Raw genomic sequence first — 14,685 nt, forward strand, 5'->3', positions numbered from 1 at the left:
CCGGGTGCTGCCAGCGCACCAGCGCCTCGAGACCGATCACGCTGCCGGTGGGCAGGTCGACGATGGGCTGGAAACGCAGCCGCATCTGGTCGCCCGGCACCGCCTCGACCAGCGCCGAGCGCATCTCGAGCCGGCTCAGCATGGCCTCGTGCATCACGTCCTGGTAGCGGCGCCAGGTGCTCTTGCCGTCGGTCTTGGCCACGTACATGGCCACGTCCGCCCGGCGCAGGAGCTCGCTGATGCCGGCCGCGTCCGCGCTGGTCGCCACGCCGACGCTGCTGGCCCCGCTGACCAGGTGCAGGCCGCCGTGCCCGTCGCTGACCTCGATCGGCTCGCTGAGCGCGGCCACGATCCGGGCGGCGATCGCCTCGGCGTCGTCGGGCGCGGCGAGGTGCTCCATCAGCACCGCGAACTCGTCGCCGCCGGTCCGCGCGGCCGTGTTCATCGGGCCGGCCACCTCGGTGATCCGCTTGCCCACCGCGATCAGCAGCTGGTCGCCGGCGGCGTGCCCGAGCGTGTCGTTGACCTCCTTGAAGTCGTCGAGGTCGACGAAGAGGACAGCGACCGAGCCACGGGCCTTGCCGGCCACCGCGGCGGCCTGCTCGAGCCGGTTCTGGAAGAGCGCCCGGTTGGCCAGCCCGGTGAGGGTGTCGTGGAAGGCCTGGTGGGCCAGGTCGTTCTCCAGCCGGCGGCGCTCGGTGACGTCCCGGATGGTGACGACCAGGCCGTTGACCGCCTTGTCGTCGCGCAGGTCCCGGCAGGTGCACTCGACCTGCAGCAGCAGGTCGTCGCCGGAGATCGCGGTCAGGTCGATGCCGTCGCGCGGGCCGCGACCGGACAGCACCAGGGACAGCAGGTCGCGCAGCTCGGCGTGGTCGGTGCCGGCGAAGAGCCGGAACAGCGAGGTGCCGACCAGGTCGGTGCGGCCGAAGACCGGCAGCGCCGACGGGCTGGCGTAGCGGATCGTCTCGTCGTCGCCGATGATCAGGATCACGTCGGACGCGCTCTGGATCAGCGCCCGGAAGTAGTCCTCGCTGGCCCGCCGGTTGACCTCGGCGTTCAGCGAGATCCGCTCGATCGCCATGGTGCCCTGCGCCATCAGCGCCTCGAACGACGGCTGGAGCTCGACCAGCAGCTCCTCGTCGGCCGCCAGGTAGACGAGGCTGCGTACCTTGGCACCGTCGCCGGGGACCGAGGTGACCACCTCGCCGTACAGCGCCCACTCGAAGTCGCCCAGCTCGGCAGAGACGTGCCGGGGCAGGTCGCCGGTGTGCACCCGGCCGGTCATCAGGAAGCCGGTCGTGTCGGCGGTGCCCGCGTCGGTCCGGTATTGGAAGACCTTGAAGGGCTCGCCGCCCGGCACGATCTCGGCGATCGCCTTGCCGACGGCCCGCGCGGCCTCCGACTCGTCGCTCGCGGCCACCAGGTCGGCCGCCGACATGCGCAGCGTCCGCTCCCGGGCCGCGTTCTCCCGCTGCGCCTGCAGCAGGCCGGAGACCCGGGCCACGACCAGCAGGAACATCGTGCCGGACGCGGTCGCGATCATCAGCGCGTCGTCGACGCCGCCGGTCAGGTCCTCGACCAGCAGCACGGCCGGGGCGATCAGCGCGGCTACCGACATGATCGCGATCCGCCGGCCACCGGCCATCACGACCGTGGACGGGCTGCGCAGCGCGGTCATCTCGCGCATCGACGGGTGCAGGGCGGCGAGCGCGGTGGCGGTGTAGAAGAGGATCCAGCCGGAGTCGACCGGGCCGCCGACCTGCCAGGTGCCGTCGAGCTGTCGCAGCCCGTAGATCACGTCGGTGACCAGCAGGCTGAAACCGCCCGCGGCCAGGGTGCTGAGCGCGACCGGCTTGCGGCCGCCCGCGGTGATCAGGCGCAGCAGCATGGCCAGCGCGAGGACGTCGCCGAGCGGGTACCCGGTCGAGGTCAGCTTCTCGATGAGGCTCAGATCGGTGTTCCGGATGTACGGCGAGATCAGGAAGACCCAGGACAGCAGCCCCAGACCGGCCGTCGGCACCAGCGCGTCGAGCAGCGCGGCCCGGTTGTCCCCGCCGGCCCGGGCCCGGATGAAGACCAGCAGCGCGGCCGCCAGCATCGGGTAGACCAGCAGGTAGGGCCCATCGGCCACGGACGGGAACGGGTTGACCTGGCCGAGGAAGTCGATCTGGATGTTGTAGATCGTGTCGCCGGCCGTGAAGCTGACCAGCACCGCCGACAGCAGGTACCACGGCAGCGGCTTGGACGGCCGGTGCACCCGCACCCCGACCAGCACCGCGGCCGCGGCCGAGAGACCGATCGCGGCCCAGGAGTACATGCTGTACGCCGGGAACACGTAGAACAGTGCCGTCAGGGCGATGATCCACGCCCCGAAGCACGACTGCATACGTGTGGCCGACATCCGTGCTCCGATCTCCTGGGCAGTCCTTCGTCTAGGACCCCCGGATCGGCACGGAACGCCGCTACCTGCAAATTCCCTAGGTGTCTGCTCCCCGAATGCGACCTAAACGGGGAGGCAGCAACTCATCCGTTCAGCTCATCCGGCCCAGCGCGCCCCGGAACCGGGCCAGGTCACGGCGCCGCCGTTCCAGCGTCGCGGCGAGCACCACGAGCAGCACCCCACCGGCGGCCGGCGGGATCCACCGCGGCACCAGATCCCACACCCGGGTCAGCTCGTGCAGCGCCACCAGCGCCAGCGCCAGGCTGCCGGCGATCACCGGCGCCCGCAGCCGGGTCCGCACCCCGACCAGCAGAATCGCCAGCGCCCCCACCCCGAGCAGCAGCGGCCGCAGGTACTGCCCTTCGTCCACGAAGATCGAAACCAGGCTGGGCGTCAGCGCCGTGCTCAGCGCCGGGCCGTAGGAAACCCAGCTCGGCGTGGGGCCGCGCCGGGCGAGAAGGGCGGCGGCCAGTGCCAGGCCGCTTGCCGGCAGGGTGTACGCCTCCAGCACGGTCCCCGGCGCCGCGGCCAGAGCAACCCCCCACCCCGCCATGATCGCGATGGCCACACCGAGCCGGCGAATCCGGGCCGTCCGCCCCGCGGTGCCGGTCACCGCGGCCGCGGCGAGCAGCGCCCCGAGGCCGGCCAGCGTGGCTGCCCGGGTGCTCAGCAGATCTCCCAGCAGGACCACCACCAGCACAAACCCGGCCGGCGCGAGCACCGCGACCTCCGTCACCCGATCCCGGGTCAGCGCCGAGGCACTGCCCGCCAGCAGCAGGCCGAGCACCAGGTAGACCACAACCGGCTCACCGGCCACCAACGCCCACACCGGCAGCAGAGCGGTCAGACCCAGCACGGCCACCAACATCAACGGCAGCCGCAGCGCACCCGAGACGAGCGCCGCCGCCATAACGGCCGGCCGCTGCGGGAGGGGAGTGGCTGATGTTGCCGCTGTCGGCGGATGAGCCGGTCGGAGCCGCATCGCGCACACCAGGATGGCGGTGGCGACCGCGACGGATCGCACCTGGCCCGGGCCGGCGAGGCCGAGGGCGTTCGCGGCGGTCCAGGCGACCGCCGGCACCGCGAGGAGGGCGGTGAGCATTCCGGCGGCGCGCAGGCCGGGGTGCCGGGCGAAGGCGGCACTGGCGATCCCGAGCAGGGCGAGCACGGCCAGGACGGCGGCGGCCATGCCGGGCCGGCCGAAGCCGGCTACAACCGCGTGCAGGCCGAGCAGCCCGGCGACGATCAGCTGCCCGGCGAAGCCGCCTGCACCGCCGAGGCCGAGTGCGGCGCTGAGCCCGCCTGCGCCGCTGAGACCGCCTGCGCCGCTGAGGCCGGTGGCGCCGGCTGCCGTGCTGAGGCCGCCCTGGCCGCCGAGGACGGAAGCGACCGACGAGGCGGCCGTCGGGGATGCCGCGGCGGGGTGGGCGGCGACCCGGGTGGCGACGCGGGTGGCCGGGACGGCGAGGGCGGGTGCGGCCTGGCGGGCGGCGTCGGCGAGTGCCGGTGCGGCGTGGCGGGCGGCCAGGGTCAGGGCGGCGGCGAGCACGACCAGGTCGATCAGCGGGCCGTTCCACCACGGTAGGTGCAGGCCGGACGGCAGGGCCAGGGCGATCGCGGCGGCGCCGGCGATCGTGGCGGCCGGGCGTGCCCGGGACGGCAGCGCGACCACCAACGCGATCGTGACCAGGGCCAGGGCGGCCGGGAGGCGCCAGCCCGCGGAGGAGACGGTCGCGGACCAGGTCGCGTGGAAGACCGGGCGGGCGGCGTCGACGGTGCGGCCCGCGGCGACCAGGGCCGGCGTGACCGCGGCCAGGGCGGCGATGCCGCCGAGGGCGTAGGCGAGCGGGGCGACCCGGGTGCGGCGGACCGCCACGTCCAAGGCGGCCAGGATGCCGAACGTCAGGGTCCAGCCGGCCGGGCCGGGGTGCGCCGGGGCGACCAGCAGCGGCAGGGCCGGCTGGCCGGCGAGCAGGGCGGCGTAGCGGGGGGCGGTGAGGCCGGTGAGATAGCCGTAGCCGGCGGCGATCGCGGCGGTGAGCCCGAAGACCGCGCCGGCGTAGCGGGCCGGGTCGCCGCCGGCCAGGCCGAACAGGTTGACGTACCAGGCGGCGTACCCGTCCAGCAGGATCAGCAGAACGCCGACCGCGGCGACCGTCTCGGCGGCGGCGCGCAGGCCTCGGCGCAGCGCGAGCGGCGGCACCGCGAGGGCGGCGACGGTGACCACGCCGAGGATCGCGGCGCGGCCGCCGACCCCGAACTGCGACCAGGCCACCGCGGTGAAGACGATCGCGGCGACGGCCAGCAGCAGCCCGCCGAGCAGGAACAGGACGTTCTGCACGGCCCGGGACGACGTTTCCGGCGCGGACGACGGCGACGGCGACGAGGTGCCGGGCCGCAGCGATGCCCGTACCCTCTCGGCCGCCTGATTGCGCCGCTGGTAAGCGTGCGAGATTCGCGTCTCCAGGTCGCTCACCGCCCGCCGGGCGGTGGCGAGCTGCGTGAGCAGCGTGGCGATCTCGTTGTCGGTCTCGATCACCTGGATGGCGTCGGTGTCGGGTCCGCGCCCGCAGGAGGGGCAGCCGGTCTCGCTCGAGGCCGTGGCGCGGCAATGCGGGCAGGGGTAGGTCACGTGCTCGATCCTTGTCGGGGCGGGGTCACGCTTCCTGAGCACGCATACCTAAAGAGGCTGCCCGGATACCCAGACCGACCAGCGCGACACGGTGATCTGGAGGAACGGGCCGTCCGGCGCGGCTGCCCGATATTGCGGATATTTCGCGACGAGAGCGTCGAGACTCTCGGGCGCGGAGTCCAGGATCCGTGCCGTGCCGTCGGCCCGCACCCACCACAGCTGCGACCAGTCGTCGTCGTAGTGGTCGGCCAGCGCGCAGACCTGCGGGTTCGCGGCGATGTTGGCCAGCCGGCGGAGGTGGCGCGACCGCTTGGGCTTGGCGTCGACGGCGGAGTGGATGACGTCGCCGACCACCGCGAACACGAACGGCACGAGATGCGGATCGCCGCCCGGGCCGCTCGTCGCCAGCCGGGCCACCCGGGCCGTGCCGAACCGCTCCGCCGGCGTCACCGCCCGACCAGGTCGGCGATCGCGCGCTCCCACTTCTCCAGGGCCGGCTCGACCACGCTCCACGGCCCGGACGGCAGCCACCCCGACGCCCGCTGCACCCCGGCCCGCTCCAGCTGCTCGAGGGCCTTCGGGTCGGGCGGCACGCTGAGCACCTGCACCTGCAGGTAGCGATCGGCGCGGCCGCGCAGCTCGCGGATCCGGTCGAACAGGTCGGTGTCCTGCCACTGCGGGAACCAGCCGTCGCCGTAGTCGAGCACCCGGTCCAGGGCGGTCGGCCCGCCCCCGCCGACCAGGATCGGCGGCCACGGCTTCTGCGCCGGTTTCGGCCACGACCAGATCCGGTCGAAGTTCACGAACTTCCCGTGAAAGGTGGCCTCGTCCTCGGTCCAGATCGCCCGCATCGCTTTCACCCGCTCGCCCAGCAGGGCCAGCCGGGTGCGCGGGTCGGTGCCGTGGTTGGCCATCTCCTCGCGGTTCCAGCCCGACCCGATGCCGAACTCGAACCGCCCGCCGCTGAGGTGGTCGACGCTGGCCACCTCTTTCGCCGTGGTGATCGGGTCGCGCTCGATGACCAGGCAGACCCCCGAGCCGATGCGCAGCCGGCTGGTCGCCTCGGCGGCCGCGGTCAGCGCCACGAACAGGTCGTAGGTGTGCCAGTACTTCTGCGGCAGCTGCCGCCCGCCACCCCACGGCGTCTCGCGAGCGGCCGGGATGTGCGTGTGCTCGGCGAAGAACAGCGCGGTCTGCCCGCGCTCCTCGACCCGCCGGGCGATCTCGCCGGGTCGCACGCCGTCGTGGGTGGGGAAATAGCCGACACCGAATTCCATGAACCCGATCCTAGGAGCCCGCCTGAACTGCCGGTGAACGATGTGACACCGCAGGGTGCACAGACGAGCGGATCCCTCCCGGGCGGCCGATGCCGTCGTTAGCATCGCGGTTCGATGAGCACAATCGAGATGGATCGCGTCGAAACACCCCGGAAAACCCGGCCTTACGGCCTCATCGCGGCCGGGGTGGTGGTGCTGGCTACCGTCCTGGTGACGGGTCTGGCGGCGCTCAACGGCGATGTGACGTACGCGCTGGGCGGCATCGAGACGGCCGGGGCCGGCGGGGTCAGCATCTGGGATGTGTTCATCGCGCGCCCGGTCGCCTACCGGCTGCTGATCGGCGCGCTGGGCCACACCGGCGACGCCCCCTCGTGGATCGCCGACCGGGTCGTCCGGGCCGAGGCCGACGTGCTGATCGTGGCGGTGGCCGCGCTGCTGTTCCTCGGGCTGCGCCGGCACCTCGACAGGCGGGCCGCGGCCGGCATCGCGTTCACCGTCGGGTTCGCCCTGATCGTCTCGCCGCCGTGGCATTTCCTGGAGCCGGACTGGGTGGCCGCGCTGGCCGCCGTGGCCGCCGTCGGTGCCGCCCTGGCGCCCCGCCGGCTGTGGCTCGGCGTGCTGCTCGGTGGCCTGGGCACGGTGCTGGTGGTCGCGGTCAAGCTGGCCACCGCCCCGATCGCGCTGCTGGCCCTGATCGCGATCGCGCTGTTCAGCCTGCGCCGGGCGCTGTGGGTGGCCGGCGCCGCCGCCGTGCTGGCCGTTCTCTGGTACGCCACGACCAAGCACTTCCTGCCCTGGGAGTGGCTGTGGCTGCGGGACCAGGCCGACCTGGTCGACGACTCGCCGATCCACCACGGCCTGCGCCGGGTCGACTTCCACTGGCTGCGCTACGGGCTCGGCGACACCACCATCCTCAGCCCGATCGTGGCGACCGCGCCGGCCGCGTTCGCCGCCCTGATCCAGCGGCAGGCGGGCGCCCGGCTGCGCTGGCTCGGGGCCGGGATCGCGGTGGTCGCGACCGGTCTGTCGCTGGCCTCGGCGTACGGCCAGGGCGAGTTCTTCATGTACCACTACGCGGTCGTCCCGGTGCTGGCCGCGGCGGTGTGGGCCGGCGCCTTCGCGCTGAGCCCGGCCGCCCGGGTGCCGCTGCTGGCCGCCACCCTGGTGCCGGCCGCCGCGAGTTTCCTGCTGCTGCGCCAGGACGCCGAGTGGCGGCACGACCACGTCGGCCTGGTCGCCGGCTCCTATCTGCTGGCCGCCGCGATCGCCGCGGTGGCCGTGTGGACGGTGACCGCCCGCTCGGTGCCGTGGCCGGCGGGCGCCGTCGTCCTGTCCGTCGTGCTGCTGCCGCCGGTGCTGCTGGGCGCGCCGCTGTCGTTCAGCATGTACAACTACCAGTCGCCGGTGGCGCGACCGGCCAACGCCCCGTACGAGGCGCTGAGCGACCGGATCGGCCACGACACCCCCGTGCTCTACCTGGCGTTCGGCTCGGTCAACTACGGCATCGGCAACCCGACGGCCTGCCGCTATCCGTCGCCGCAGTGGCTGCAGCGCGGCACCCTGTTCGCCCGGGTGCGGGAGTACCGCAGCTACGACGACAACCTGCGCTGCCTGACCGAGGACCGGACGGCCCGCTACCTGATCGTGCAGCCGACCTGGTTCAACCTGGCGAAGGCGCCGGCGGAGGTGCAGGGCCTGATCGACGGCCGGTTCGACTGCTCCGACGAGGCCCGCGTCGAGGCCCCGGCCAACCTGATCGTCTGCCCGGCCCGATGAGTTCGCGCGTCCCCGGCGGTCAGTAACGGTATGACTCCGTCGAAAATCACCAACCTCTGCCGGTACGGCAGCGCGCCCCTGGAATGGTCGCGCGCCCTCGCCGCCCTGAGCCCCGGCTCGAGCCCGACGCAGACCCACTTCCTCGGCACCTGCCGCCCCGACGGCACTCCGCACGCGGCCGGCATCGGTGCCCTGTGGCGGGACGGCTTCTACTACTTCACCAGTAACCCGGCCACCCGCAAGGCCCGCGACCTGGCCGTCAATCCGCGCTGCACGATCTCCGCCGCGCTGCCCGGCCTGGACGTGGTGCTGGAGGGCACCGCGGCCCGGGTCACCGACCCGGCCGTGCTGGCGGAGGTGGCGGCGGGATATCGCGCGGGGGGCTGGCCGGCCGAGGTGGCCGGGGACGCGCTGACCGCACCGTTCAGCGCGCCGAGCGCCGGCCCGCCGCCGTGGGAGGTCTACCGCTTCACGTTCCACACCGTCGTCGGCGTCGCGACGGCCGAACCCCACGGCGCGACGAAGTGGACCTTCGACCGCTAACCGATCACCGAGCCGGTCGTCTCGCCGCCCGGCGATCGGGCCAGGCAGTGCAGCAGCCAACTCCCGTCCGGCAGTTGGATCGGCCATGCGTCCGGGGTGAACGCGTCCGCCTTCCCCGGGGTGCTGCCGCGCGACCTGAGCAGTGCGGGCGTGCAGGCCTTCGTCACCGCGGGCTGCGCCATCAGGGAGTCGGTGCGGATCTCCAGCGCGCCTTCGGGCAGTGGGATGGCCGCGTAGGTCTGGTAGCGGTGCGGCTCGTCGCAGTTGATCCGCCCGGGTGGCTGGGCCCGTCCGCTGATCGCGGTGAGGCCACCCCAGCACATCGGCTCGACCGGGCAATATCCCGTACCGCAGGAGGCGAAGCCGGCCGGCACGCCGGCTTTCGCGGCCGGCACGGCGGAATCGCCGCCGCCGTCGCGGGTGAAACCCCAGACGGCGACGCCGCCGGCGAGGACGACGGCGAGCACCAGCGCGGCCCACAGCATTCGCCGCGCCCTACCCTCTGTATTTGCCGGGGCCGGGCCGACCGGCGCCGGGATCCCGGTTCCGGCGGCCCCCGCGCGGGCCGCGCCGGCCAGGGCCGACGCCGACGGCCAGCGCTGCGCCGGGTCGGTGGCCAGGGCTTTCTCGAGTACGGCGAGGACCGCGGCCGGCAGCGTGATCCCCATCGTCCGCGGGGCGGTCTGCAGCCGCTGAAGTGCGACGGCATACGGGTTGTCCCCGACGAACGGCTTCTGCCCGGCCAGGCACTCGTAGGCGGTCAGGCCGAGCGAGTAGATGTCGCTGCGCACCGTCGCCGGTTGCCCGAGCACCTGCTCCGGCGACAGGTAGCTGGGCGTCCCCATGATCGCCCCGGACGAGGTCAGCAGGCTCGCGTCGTCCCGCCGCGCGATGCCGAAGTCGGTGATCACCACCGAGCCGTCCCGGCGCAGCAGCAGGTTCGCCGGCTTGATGTCCCGGTGCACGATCCCCTGGTCGTGCACCGCCTGCAGCCCGTCCGCGGCCTGCGCGACCAGCCGCAGCGTCTCCTCCGGCGCGATCCGCCCACCCCGGGCGATCCGCTGCGCGAGCGACTCCCCGTCGACGAACTCCATCACCAGGTAGGTGAGATCGTGACTGCGGCCGAAGTCGTGCACGGACGCCACCGCCGGATGATTGACCCGCGCCATGGCCGTGGCCTCGGCCCGGAACCGCCGCGCGAAGTCCGGTTCGTCGGCCACCGCGGCCAGCATCACCTTCACCGCGACGATCCGCCCCAGCACCTCGTCGACGGCCCGCCACACCTCACCCATGCCGCCGGCCCCGACCCGCTCCTCGAGCCGATACCGCTCACCAAGCCGCACCCCAGGTCCCAGCACGCGCGCCAGCCTAGAGCGCTAGTCGCCCCAGTCGAGTTGCGGCTCGGGGATGCCTTGGTCGCGGCCGTAGCGAACGGCCTCCTCGCGGCCGGCCGGGTCGCCCACCCGGTAGCGGAAGACGCGGCCCGGGAAGACCACCACGTGGTCGTCGCCCGCCCGGAAATCGGCGTACCAGTTCGGGCCCTCGGCCAGTGCGCCGGCCAGCGTGGCGGCCAGCTCATCGGCGTACTCGTCGGGGGCCTCGAAATTGATTTCGGTGAAGACCGTGGGCTGGGTGGGGGAGGCGGAGGCCGAGACGTCGGCGCGGGCAATGCGGGTTATCCGCAATGCCGGGAAGTGCAGCTCCGCTCCGACCCTGAGGCTTTCCGCCAGGATGCAACCGGTCAGCATGGGTGGATGCTCTCATCTCCTATGCTCGCGGGCGATGAGCAGGACAGCGATGATCACAGGGTTTCGGCTGGTCGCCCGGGGGCGCCAGGTTTTTCTGGTGGCGGCGCTCGGGCTGGCCGTCGCGCTGTCGGTGGTGGCCGAACCGCGGGAGACCTCCTGGTTCGTCGCCTTCGGGGCGATGGTGGTGCTCACCGTGGTGCTCTACGGGCTGTCGGTGGTGGCGATCCTGCTCTACCACCCGCGTGACCTGCTGCTGCGGCCCGAGTGGCACGCCTTCGAGACACCGCTCAACCCGAACCGGGCGCTGCACGCCGGGGCCTTCACGTTCCTCGGTGCGGGGCTGCTCACCCAGCGGGCCGGTGACCCGGATCCGGCCGGCGAGCTGTGGCAGTTCGGGGTGATCGCGGTCGGTGTGCTCGCGGTCGTGACGGCCGGGATCTGGTATCTGGGGTGGCGCTGGCACGGCGTACGCCTCACCCCCGAGGGTCTCACCGACCTGCAGCCGTTCGGGTCGTTGTTCGTGCCGTGGGCGGCCCTGGCCGCCGAGGAGCCGGCCGTGTCGATCGGCCGCAACCAGATCGCGCTCTACTTCGACCGGCCGGAGCTGGTGGTCAAGCGCGGCTACCGGCCGGGCAGCTCGCACTTCCTGACCGCGGGCGCCGACGCCGACCTGCTGGCCGGAGTGATCGCCGGCTACGTCGCCGAGCCGGAGCGCCGGGCGGCCATCGGAACCGAGGCGGAACTGCGGGCAGTGCTCGGAGCCGGGACGGGGCTTCGGAGCGGCGCTCGGAACTGAGAAGCCTGACTTGAACAGCCAAGGCCGACATCGGATTCGTCGGCTATTGGCGGTATGGGCGCTCCACTCTCGCCTGATCGACGGTGTGCGAGACTCGGATCCGTGCAGCTACGACGCGCCGATGTCCTGCGGGGTGCCCGGGATCTTCTCGACGCCGAAGGGCTCGACGGTCTCACCATGCGCAAGCTCGGTGCCGCGCTCAACGTGCAGGCCGGCGCACTCTACTGGCATTTCGCCGGCAAGCAGGTGCTGCTCGAGGCGATCGCCGACGACCTGCTCGCCGCGGTCGCCGAACCGCCCCCGGCCGGCCCGTGGGACCAGCGCCTCGTCACCCTCGCGCACAAGCTGCGGCAGGCCCTGCTCGGCGTGCGCGACGGGGCCCGGCTGGTCGCCGAGACGTTCGTGACCGAGCCCAACACCGCCCTGGCCGGCCGGATCGGCATGCGCATCCTGATGGACGCCGGACTGCCCGCCGAGCAGGCCGCCTGGACGATGTTCGCGGTCGGGCACTACGTGCTCGGCCACACCATCGAGGAACAGGCGACCGGCCCCGACCGGGACGCGAAACTCGCCGCCCGGGCCGAGGGCGACGCCGATCTGCGCGAACTGGCCACGGCGATCGGCGCCGACCCCGGCCGGCGATTCGAGTTCGGACTCGGCCTCCTGATCGACGGAATCAGGGTGCGAGTCGGCCCGCGTACTCCCGCAGATAACTGATCCGCCCACCCAGCGTGCGGCAGATCGTCGCGCCCTGGAACGACGATTCCTCGCCCCGCCAGCGGCGGGTGATCTCCCATTCCGCCACCAGCAGATCACCGGCCGCGCCGCTGTCCGTGATCCGCCATTCCCGGACCTGCCCGCCGGTCGCCAGCCAGCTTCGCATCCAGCGGCCGACCTGATCCCTCCCCCGATGGACCGGGCCGTGCGACTCGATGACCTCGCAATCATCGGCCAGCGCCGCCAGCACCACATCGATGTCGTGCCGGCACCACCCATCGATGTAGATGTGCAACAGATCCGGATCAAGCGTCGGATCCTTGTTCACGAACGCCCACCGCAGTGGCGTCCTCTCCGCCCCCATAGTTGGTTCCCCCCTAGTTTCTGCGCGGTATTCGCACGCCGGCCCGATCCGGATGACTGTCCGGAATGCGCCACCCATTTCCGGGAACGCTGCGTATCGTCGTCGGCCTATGAGTGGGCACCCCGACGATCTGCTCGAGGCGTACGCGTTCGGCGACTGCGCCGACCCGTCCGTCGCCGCCCACGTGGGCTCGTGCGGGGCGTGCTCGGCGCTGGTCTCGACCGCCGCGCGGACCGCGGCGTGGCTCAGTGCTTCGCACTTCGAGGCCCCGCCGATCGCCCTGCGCTCCCGGATGCTCACGGCCGCCCGGTCGGCGCGGGCGCCGTCGATTTCTTCCGCGCTTGATGCGTACGCCGCTCAGGTCGCCTCTTTCGGGGTGCTGCTCGACGGTTTGTCGGCGCGGGACTGGCAGGCACCGGTGACCGGCGGACGCACCGTCGCCGAGCTGGTGTCCCACCTGGCCGCCAACGACGCCCGGGTGGCCGACGACCTCGGCTTGAGCGCGCCGCCGTCCGTACGCCTTTCTCCGTCCGCACGTCTTTCTCCGCCGCCCGGCGGCCTTTTACCGGTCGCCGGTCTTTCGTCGTCGCCGGTCGCGGGTCTCTCGTCGTCGCCGGTCGCGCGTCTGGAATGGCGGGACCGGTCGGATCGTCTGTTGCGGACCGTCGGCAGCCGGGCCGACCTGCTCGGGCATCCGGTGCGGCTGGCCGGGCGGATCCCGGTGCGGCGGCCGCTGCGCGACGCGCTCACCCAGCGGGCCTTCGAGACCTGGATCCACGACTCCGACGTGCGGGAGGCCATCGCGCTGCCGCCGGTCTCCCCGCCGCCGCTGCATCTGGCCCGGATCGTGGCGCTCGGGCTGGCGCTGCTGCCCGGGGCGATGGACAGCGCCGGCCGGGGCCGGCCCGGCACCACCGTTTTCGTGCGGCTGACCGGCCCGGGCGGGGACTCGTTCGTCGTCCCGATGTCCGCCGGTCCTGCCTCCGGAGGCTCGCCGGTCGCGGAGATCCGGCTTCCCGCCGAGCGGTTCGGGCGGCTGCTCGCCGGCCGGATCCCGGTGCCGGCGTCGGCCGCCGAGATCAGCGGGGATCGCTCCGCCGCCCTCGACCTGCTCGCCGTCGCCGCCACGCTGGGGTGTGAGTGAGGTGCGTTCCCACGCCGACGACGTGCGCCTGCGCGCCATGCTGGTCGCCGCCGACGAGGCCGCGCTGACCGAGGCGTACGACCGGCACGCCCCCTCCGCCTACGCCCTCGCCGCCCGGATCACCGGCGACCCGTGCTGCGCCGAGGACGCCGTGCAGGAGGCGTTCGTCGAGTTGTGGCGGCATCCCGAGCGTTTCGATCCCGGGGCGGGCTCGCTGCGCACCTGGTTGTGCATGCTGGCCCGCCGCCGGGCCATCGATCTGGTGCGCCGCCAGTCCGCCCAGCGCACCCACCTGACCCGGCTGGCCGGCCAGGCCCCCACCGAGCCGACCGTGGAGGACGACGTGCTGGGCGCCGCCCAGGCGAAGGCGGTCCGGGAATGCGTACGCGATCTGCCCCAGCTCTACCGGGACGCGATCGCCCTGGCCTACTACTACGGCCTGTCCTACCGCCAGGTGGCGGTCGAGCTGGGCGTCCCCGAGGGAACCGCGAAGTCCCGACTGCGCGGCGGTCTGCGCCTGCTGGCCGAGCGCATGGAGGCGCAGGGTTACTCACTGACCGGGCAGTAGCGGCCGCATGAACGTCCGTTCGTACCGCACCACACACCCCGAGTCGTCCCGAATCCGGTCCGCCGCGATGAATTCGGGGTCGCTGCCGAACCGTGCCCGGTAACGCTCATAGGCCGCGAGGCTCTCGAAGCTGAAGAGCGCCTCGGCCTTGTCGCTGGCCCCTTCGGCCGGCAGAAAATACCCGTGGTGCACCCCACCGTGCGCCGCCACCAGCCGCATCCACTCCCGCGCGAAGCGCTCGAACGCCGCAATCTCCCCCGGGTCAATGGTGTAGTGCACCACGCAGGTAATCATCCTCCCACGGTATCGACCTATCCAGATCTGCGCTGGTCACCACCATGATCATTCCCGCAAATCGAAAGTCTGGCCGTCGCAGATCGAAAGCCTGAGGCGCGCAGATCGAAAGTCCCAGCGAGACCTCGACCGGGCGCAGGACAGGGCGGCGGCGATCGCCGACTACGCAGCCCGAATCGTTCGCGGCGGCCTTCCGGAGGCCACCTTCCGCGAAGACGATCGTTGCCCCCAACGCGCTCGAGTCGCCCTCGGACTCAGCCGGCCGACGATCGTTCGCTATCTCCAGGCCCAGCTCGACCTTGCCGTTCGGTGACAAATTGCGGGCGATGCCGGTCAGCGCGCTGTGCCAGGTGCCCTCCCCGGAACGTGCCTGATCGGTCACG

General features: G+C 72.8%; 15 protein-coding genes. 6 read left to right on the forward strand and 9 right to left on the reverse strand.

Features of this window, described 5'->3' with window-relative positions:
- The 4 genes from Ato02nite_RS30530 to Ato02nite_RS30545 form a co-directional block, all read right to left on the reverse strand.
- Positions 1–2,404, reverse strand: a 2,404-nt coding sequence (locus tag Ato02nite_RS30530; protein WP_213010120.1) for a putative bifunctional diguanylate cyclase/phosphodiesterase, incomplete at its 3' end; no start/stop codon positions are given.
- Between the two features lie 130 nt (positions 2,405–2,534).
- Positions 2,535–5,075 (reverse strand): SCO7613 C-terminal domain-containing membrane protein, encoded by a 2,541-nt coding sequence (locus Ato02nite_RS30535; RefSeq protein ID WP_213010121.1) that lies wholly within the window; start codon positions 5,073–5,075, stop codon positions 2,535–2,537.
- Positions 5,076–5,123: 48 nt separating this feature from the next.
- Positions 5,124–5,525 carry a TIGR03668 family PPOX class F420-dependent oxidoreductase gene (locus tag Ato02nite_RS30540; RefSeq protein ID WP_213010122.1) on the reverse strand — a complete coding sequence of 134 codons (402 nt, stop codon included), beginning with the start codon at positions 5,523–5,525 and terminating at the stop codon, positions 5,124–5,126.
- The gene (locus Ato02nite_RS30545) at positions 5,522–6,352 is read right to left on the reverse strand and encodes an LLM class F420-dependent oxidoreductase (RefSeq protein WP_213010123.1); all 831 of its coding nucleotides are present in this window, start codon (positions 6,350–6,352) and stop codon (positions 5,522–5,524) included. Before Ato02nite_RS30545 ends, Ato02nite_RS30540 begins: the two co-directional genes overlap by 4 nt.
- Before the next feature lie 114 nt (positions 6,353–6,466).
- Between Ato02nite_RS30545 and Ato02nite_RS30550 the strand changes: the two genes are divergently transcribed.
- Together Ato02nite_RS30550 and Ato02nite_RS52620 are read left to right on the forward strand one after the other, a co-directional pair.
- Positions 6,467–8,128, forward strand: coding sequence for a hypothetical protein (locus tag Ato02nite_RS30550; RefSeq protein WP_213010124.1), 1,662 nt, complete (start codon positions 6,467–6,469; stop codon positions 8,126–8,128).
- A 30-nt stretch (positions 8,129–8,158) separates the two neighbouring features.
- The gene (locus Ato02nite_RS52620) at positions 8,159–8,671 is read left to right on the forward strand and encodes a pyridoxamine 5'-phosphate oxidase family protein (protein WP_213010125.1); all 513 of its coding nucleotides are present in this window, start codon (positions 8,159–8,161) and stop codon (positions 8,669–8,671) included.
- Here the strand turns inward: Ato02nite_RS52620 and Ato02nite_RS30560 are convergent.
- Positions 8,668–10,029, reverse strand: coding sequence for a serine/threonine-protein kinase (locus Ato02nite_RS30560; RefSeq protein WP_213010126.1), 1,362 nt, complete (start codon positions 10,027–10,029; stop codon positions 8,668–8,670). The genes Ato02nite_RS52620 and Ato02nite_RS30560 overlap by 4 nt on opposite strands.
- A gap of 18 nt (positions 10,030–10,047) precedes the next feature.
- Positions 10,048–10,419 (reverse strand): hypothetical protein, encoded by a 372-nt coding sequence (locus tag Ato02nite_RS30565; protein ID WP_213010127.1) that lies wholly within the window; start codon positions 10,417–10,419, stop codon positions 10,048–10,050.
- A gap of 49 nt (positions 10,420–10,468) precedes the next feature.
- Between Ato02nite_RS30565 and Ato02nite_RS30570 the strand changes: the two genes are divergently transcribed.
- On the forward strand, positions 10,469–11,215 hold the full coding sequence (locus Ato02nite_RS30570) for a hypothetical protein (RefSeq protein WP_213010128.1): 747 nt from the start codon (positions 10,469–10,471) through the stop codon (positions 11,213–11,215).
- 102 nt (positions 11,216–11,317) lie between these two features.
- Positions 11,318–11,932, forward strand: a complete 615-nt coding sequence (locus Ato02nite_RS30575) for a TetR/AcrR family transcriptional regulator C-terminal domain-containing protein (RefSeq protein ID WP_213010129.1) — start codon at positions 11,318–11,320, stop codon at positions 11,930–11,932.
- Here Ato02nite_RS30575 and Ato02nite_RS30580 read toward each other — a convergent pair.
- Positions 11,892–12,260, reverse strand: coding sequence for a nuclear transport factor 2 family protein (locus Ato02nite_RS30580; protein WP_213010130.1), 369 nt, complete (start codon positions 12,258–12,260; stop codon positions 11,892–11,894). The two genes, Ato02nite_RS30575 and Ato02nite_RS30580, sit on opposite strands and share 41 nt — an antisense overlap.
- 145 nt (positions 12,261–12,405) lie before the next feature.
- Here Ato02nite_RS30580 and Ato02nite_RS30585 point away from each other — a divergent pair, with 145 nt between their 5' ends.
- The gene (locus Ato02nite_RS30585) at positions 12,406–13,440 is read left to right on the forward strand and encodes a maleylpyruvate isomerase family mycothiol-dependent enzyme (protein ID WP_213010131.1); all 1,035 of its coding nucleotides are present in this window, start codon (positions 12,406–12,408) and stop codon (positions 13,438–13,440) included.
- 1 nt (position 13,441) lies between these two features.
- Positions 13,442–14,008, forward strand: coding sequence for an RNA polymerase sigma factor (locus Ato02nite_RS30590; protein ID WP_213010132.1), 567 nt, complete (start codon positions 13,442–13,444; stop codon positions 14,006–14,008).
- Here the strand turns inward: Ato02nite_RS30590 and Ato02nite_RS30595 are convergent.
- Positions 13,991–14,290 (reverse strand): NIPSNAP family protein, encoded by a 300-nt coding sequence (locus Ato02nite_RS30595; protein ID WP_246607586.1) that lies wholly within the window; start codon positions 14,288–14,290, stop codon positions 13,991–13,993. The genes Ato02nite_RS30590 and Ato02nite_RS30595 overlap by 18 nt on opposite strands.
- Positions 14,271–14,684 (reverse strand): hypothetical protein, encoded by a 414-nt coding sequence (locus Ato02nite_RS30600; RefSeq protein ID WP_213010134.1) that lies wholly within the window; start codon positions 14,682–14,684, stop codon positions 14,271–14,273. Before Ato02nite_RS30600 ends, Ato02nite_RS30595 begins: the two co-directional genes overlap by 20 nt.
- Between the last annotated feature and the right edge of the window lies 1 nt (position 14,685).

The organism is Paractinoplanes toevensis (assembly GCF_018332695.1).
GTDB classification, from domain to species: domain Bacteria; phylum Actinomycetota; class Actinomycetes; order Mycobacteriales; family Micromonosporaceae; genus Actinoplanes; species Actinoplanes toevensis.

Excerpts from the sequence above, each read along its gene's own strand:
- Ato02nite_RS30545 (WP_213010123.1), bottom strand. The coding sequence starts at position 6,352 with ATGGAATTCGGTGTCGGCTATTTCCCCACCCACGACGGCGTGCGACCC.
- Ato02nite_RS30550 (WP_213010124.1), top strand. The coding sequence starts at position 6,467 with ATGAGCACAATCGAGATGGATCGCGTCGAAACACCCCGGAAAACCCGG.
- Ato02nite_RS52620 (WP_213010125.1), top strand. The coding sequence starts at position 8,159 with ATGACTCCGTCGAAAATCACCAACCTCTGCCGGTACGGCAGCGCGCCC.
- Ato02nite_RS30565 (WP_213010127.1), bottom strand. The coding sequence starts at position 10,419 with ATGCTGACCGGTTGCATCCTGGCGGAAAGCCTCAGGGTCGGAGCGGAG.
- Ato02nite_RS30570 (WP_213010128.1), top strand. The coding sequence starts at position 10,469 with ATGATCACAGGGTTTCGGCTGGTCGCCCGGGGGCGCCAGGTTTTTCTG.
- Ato02nite_RS30585 (WP_213010131.1), top strand. The coding sequence starts at position 12,406 with ATGAGTGGGCACCCCGACGATCTGCTCGAGGCGTACGCGTTCGGCGAC.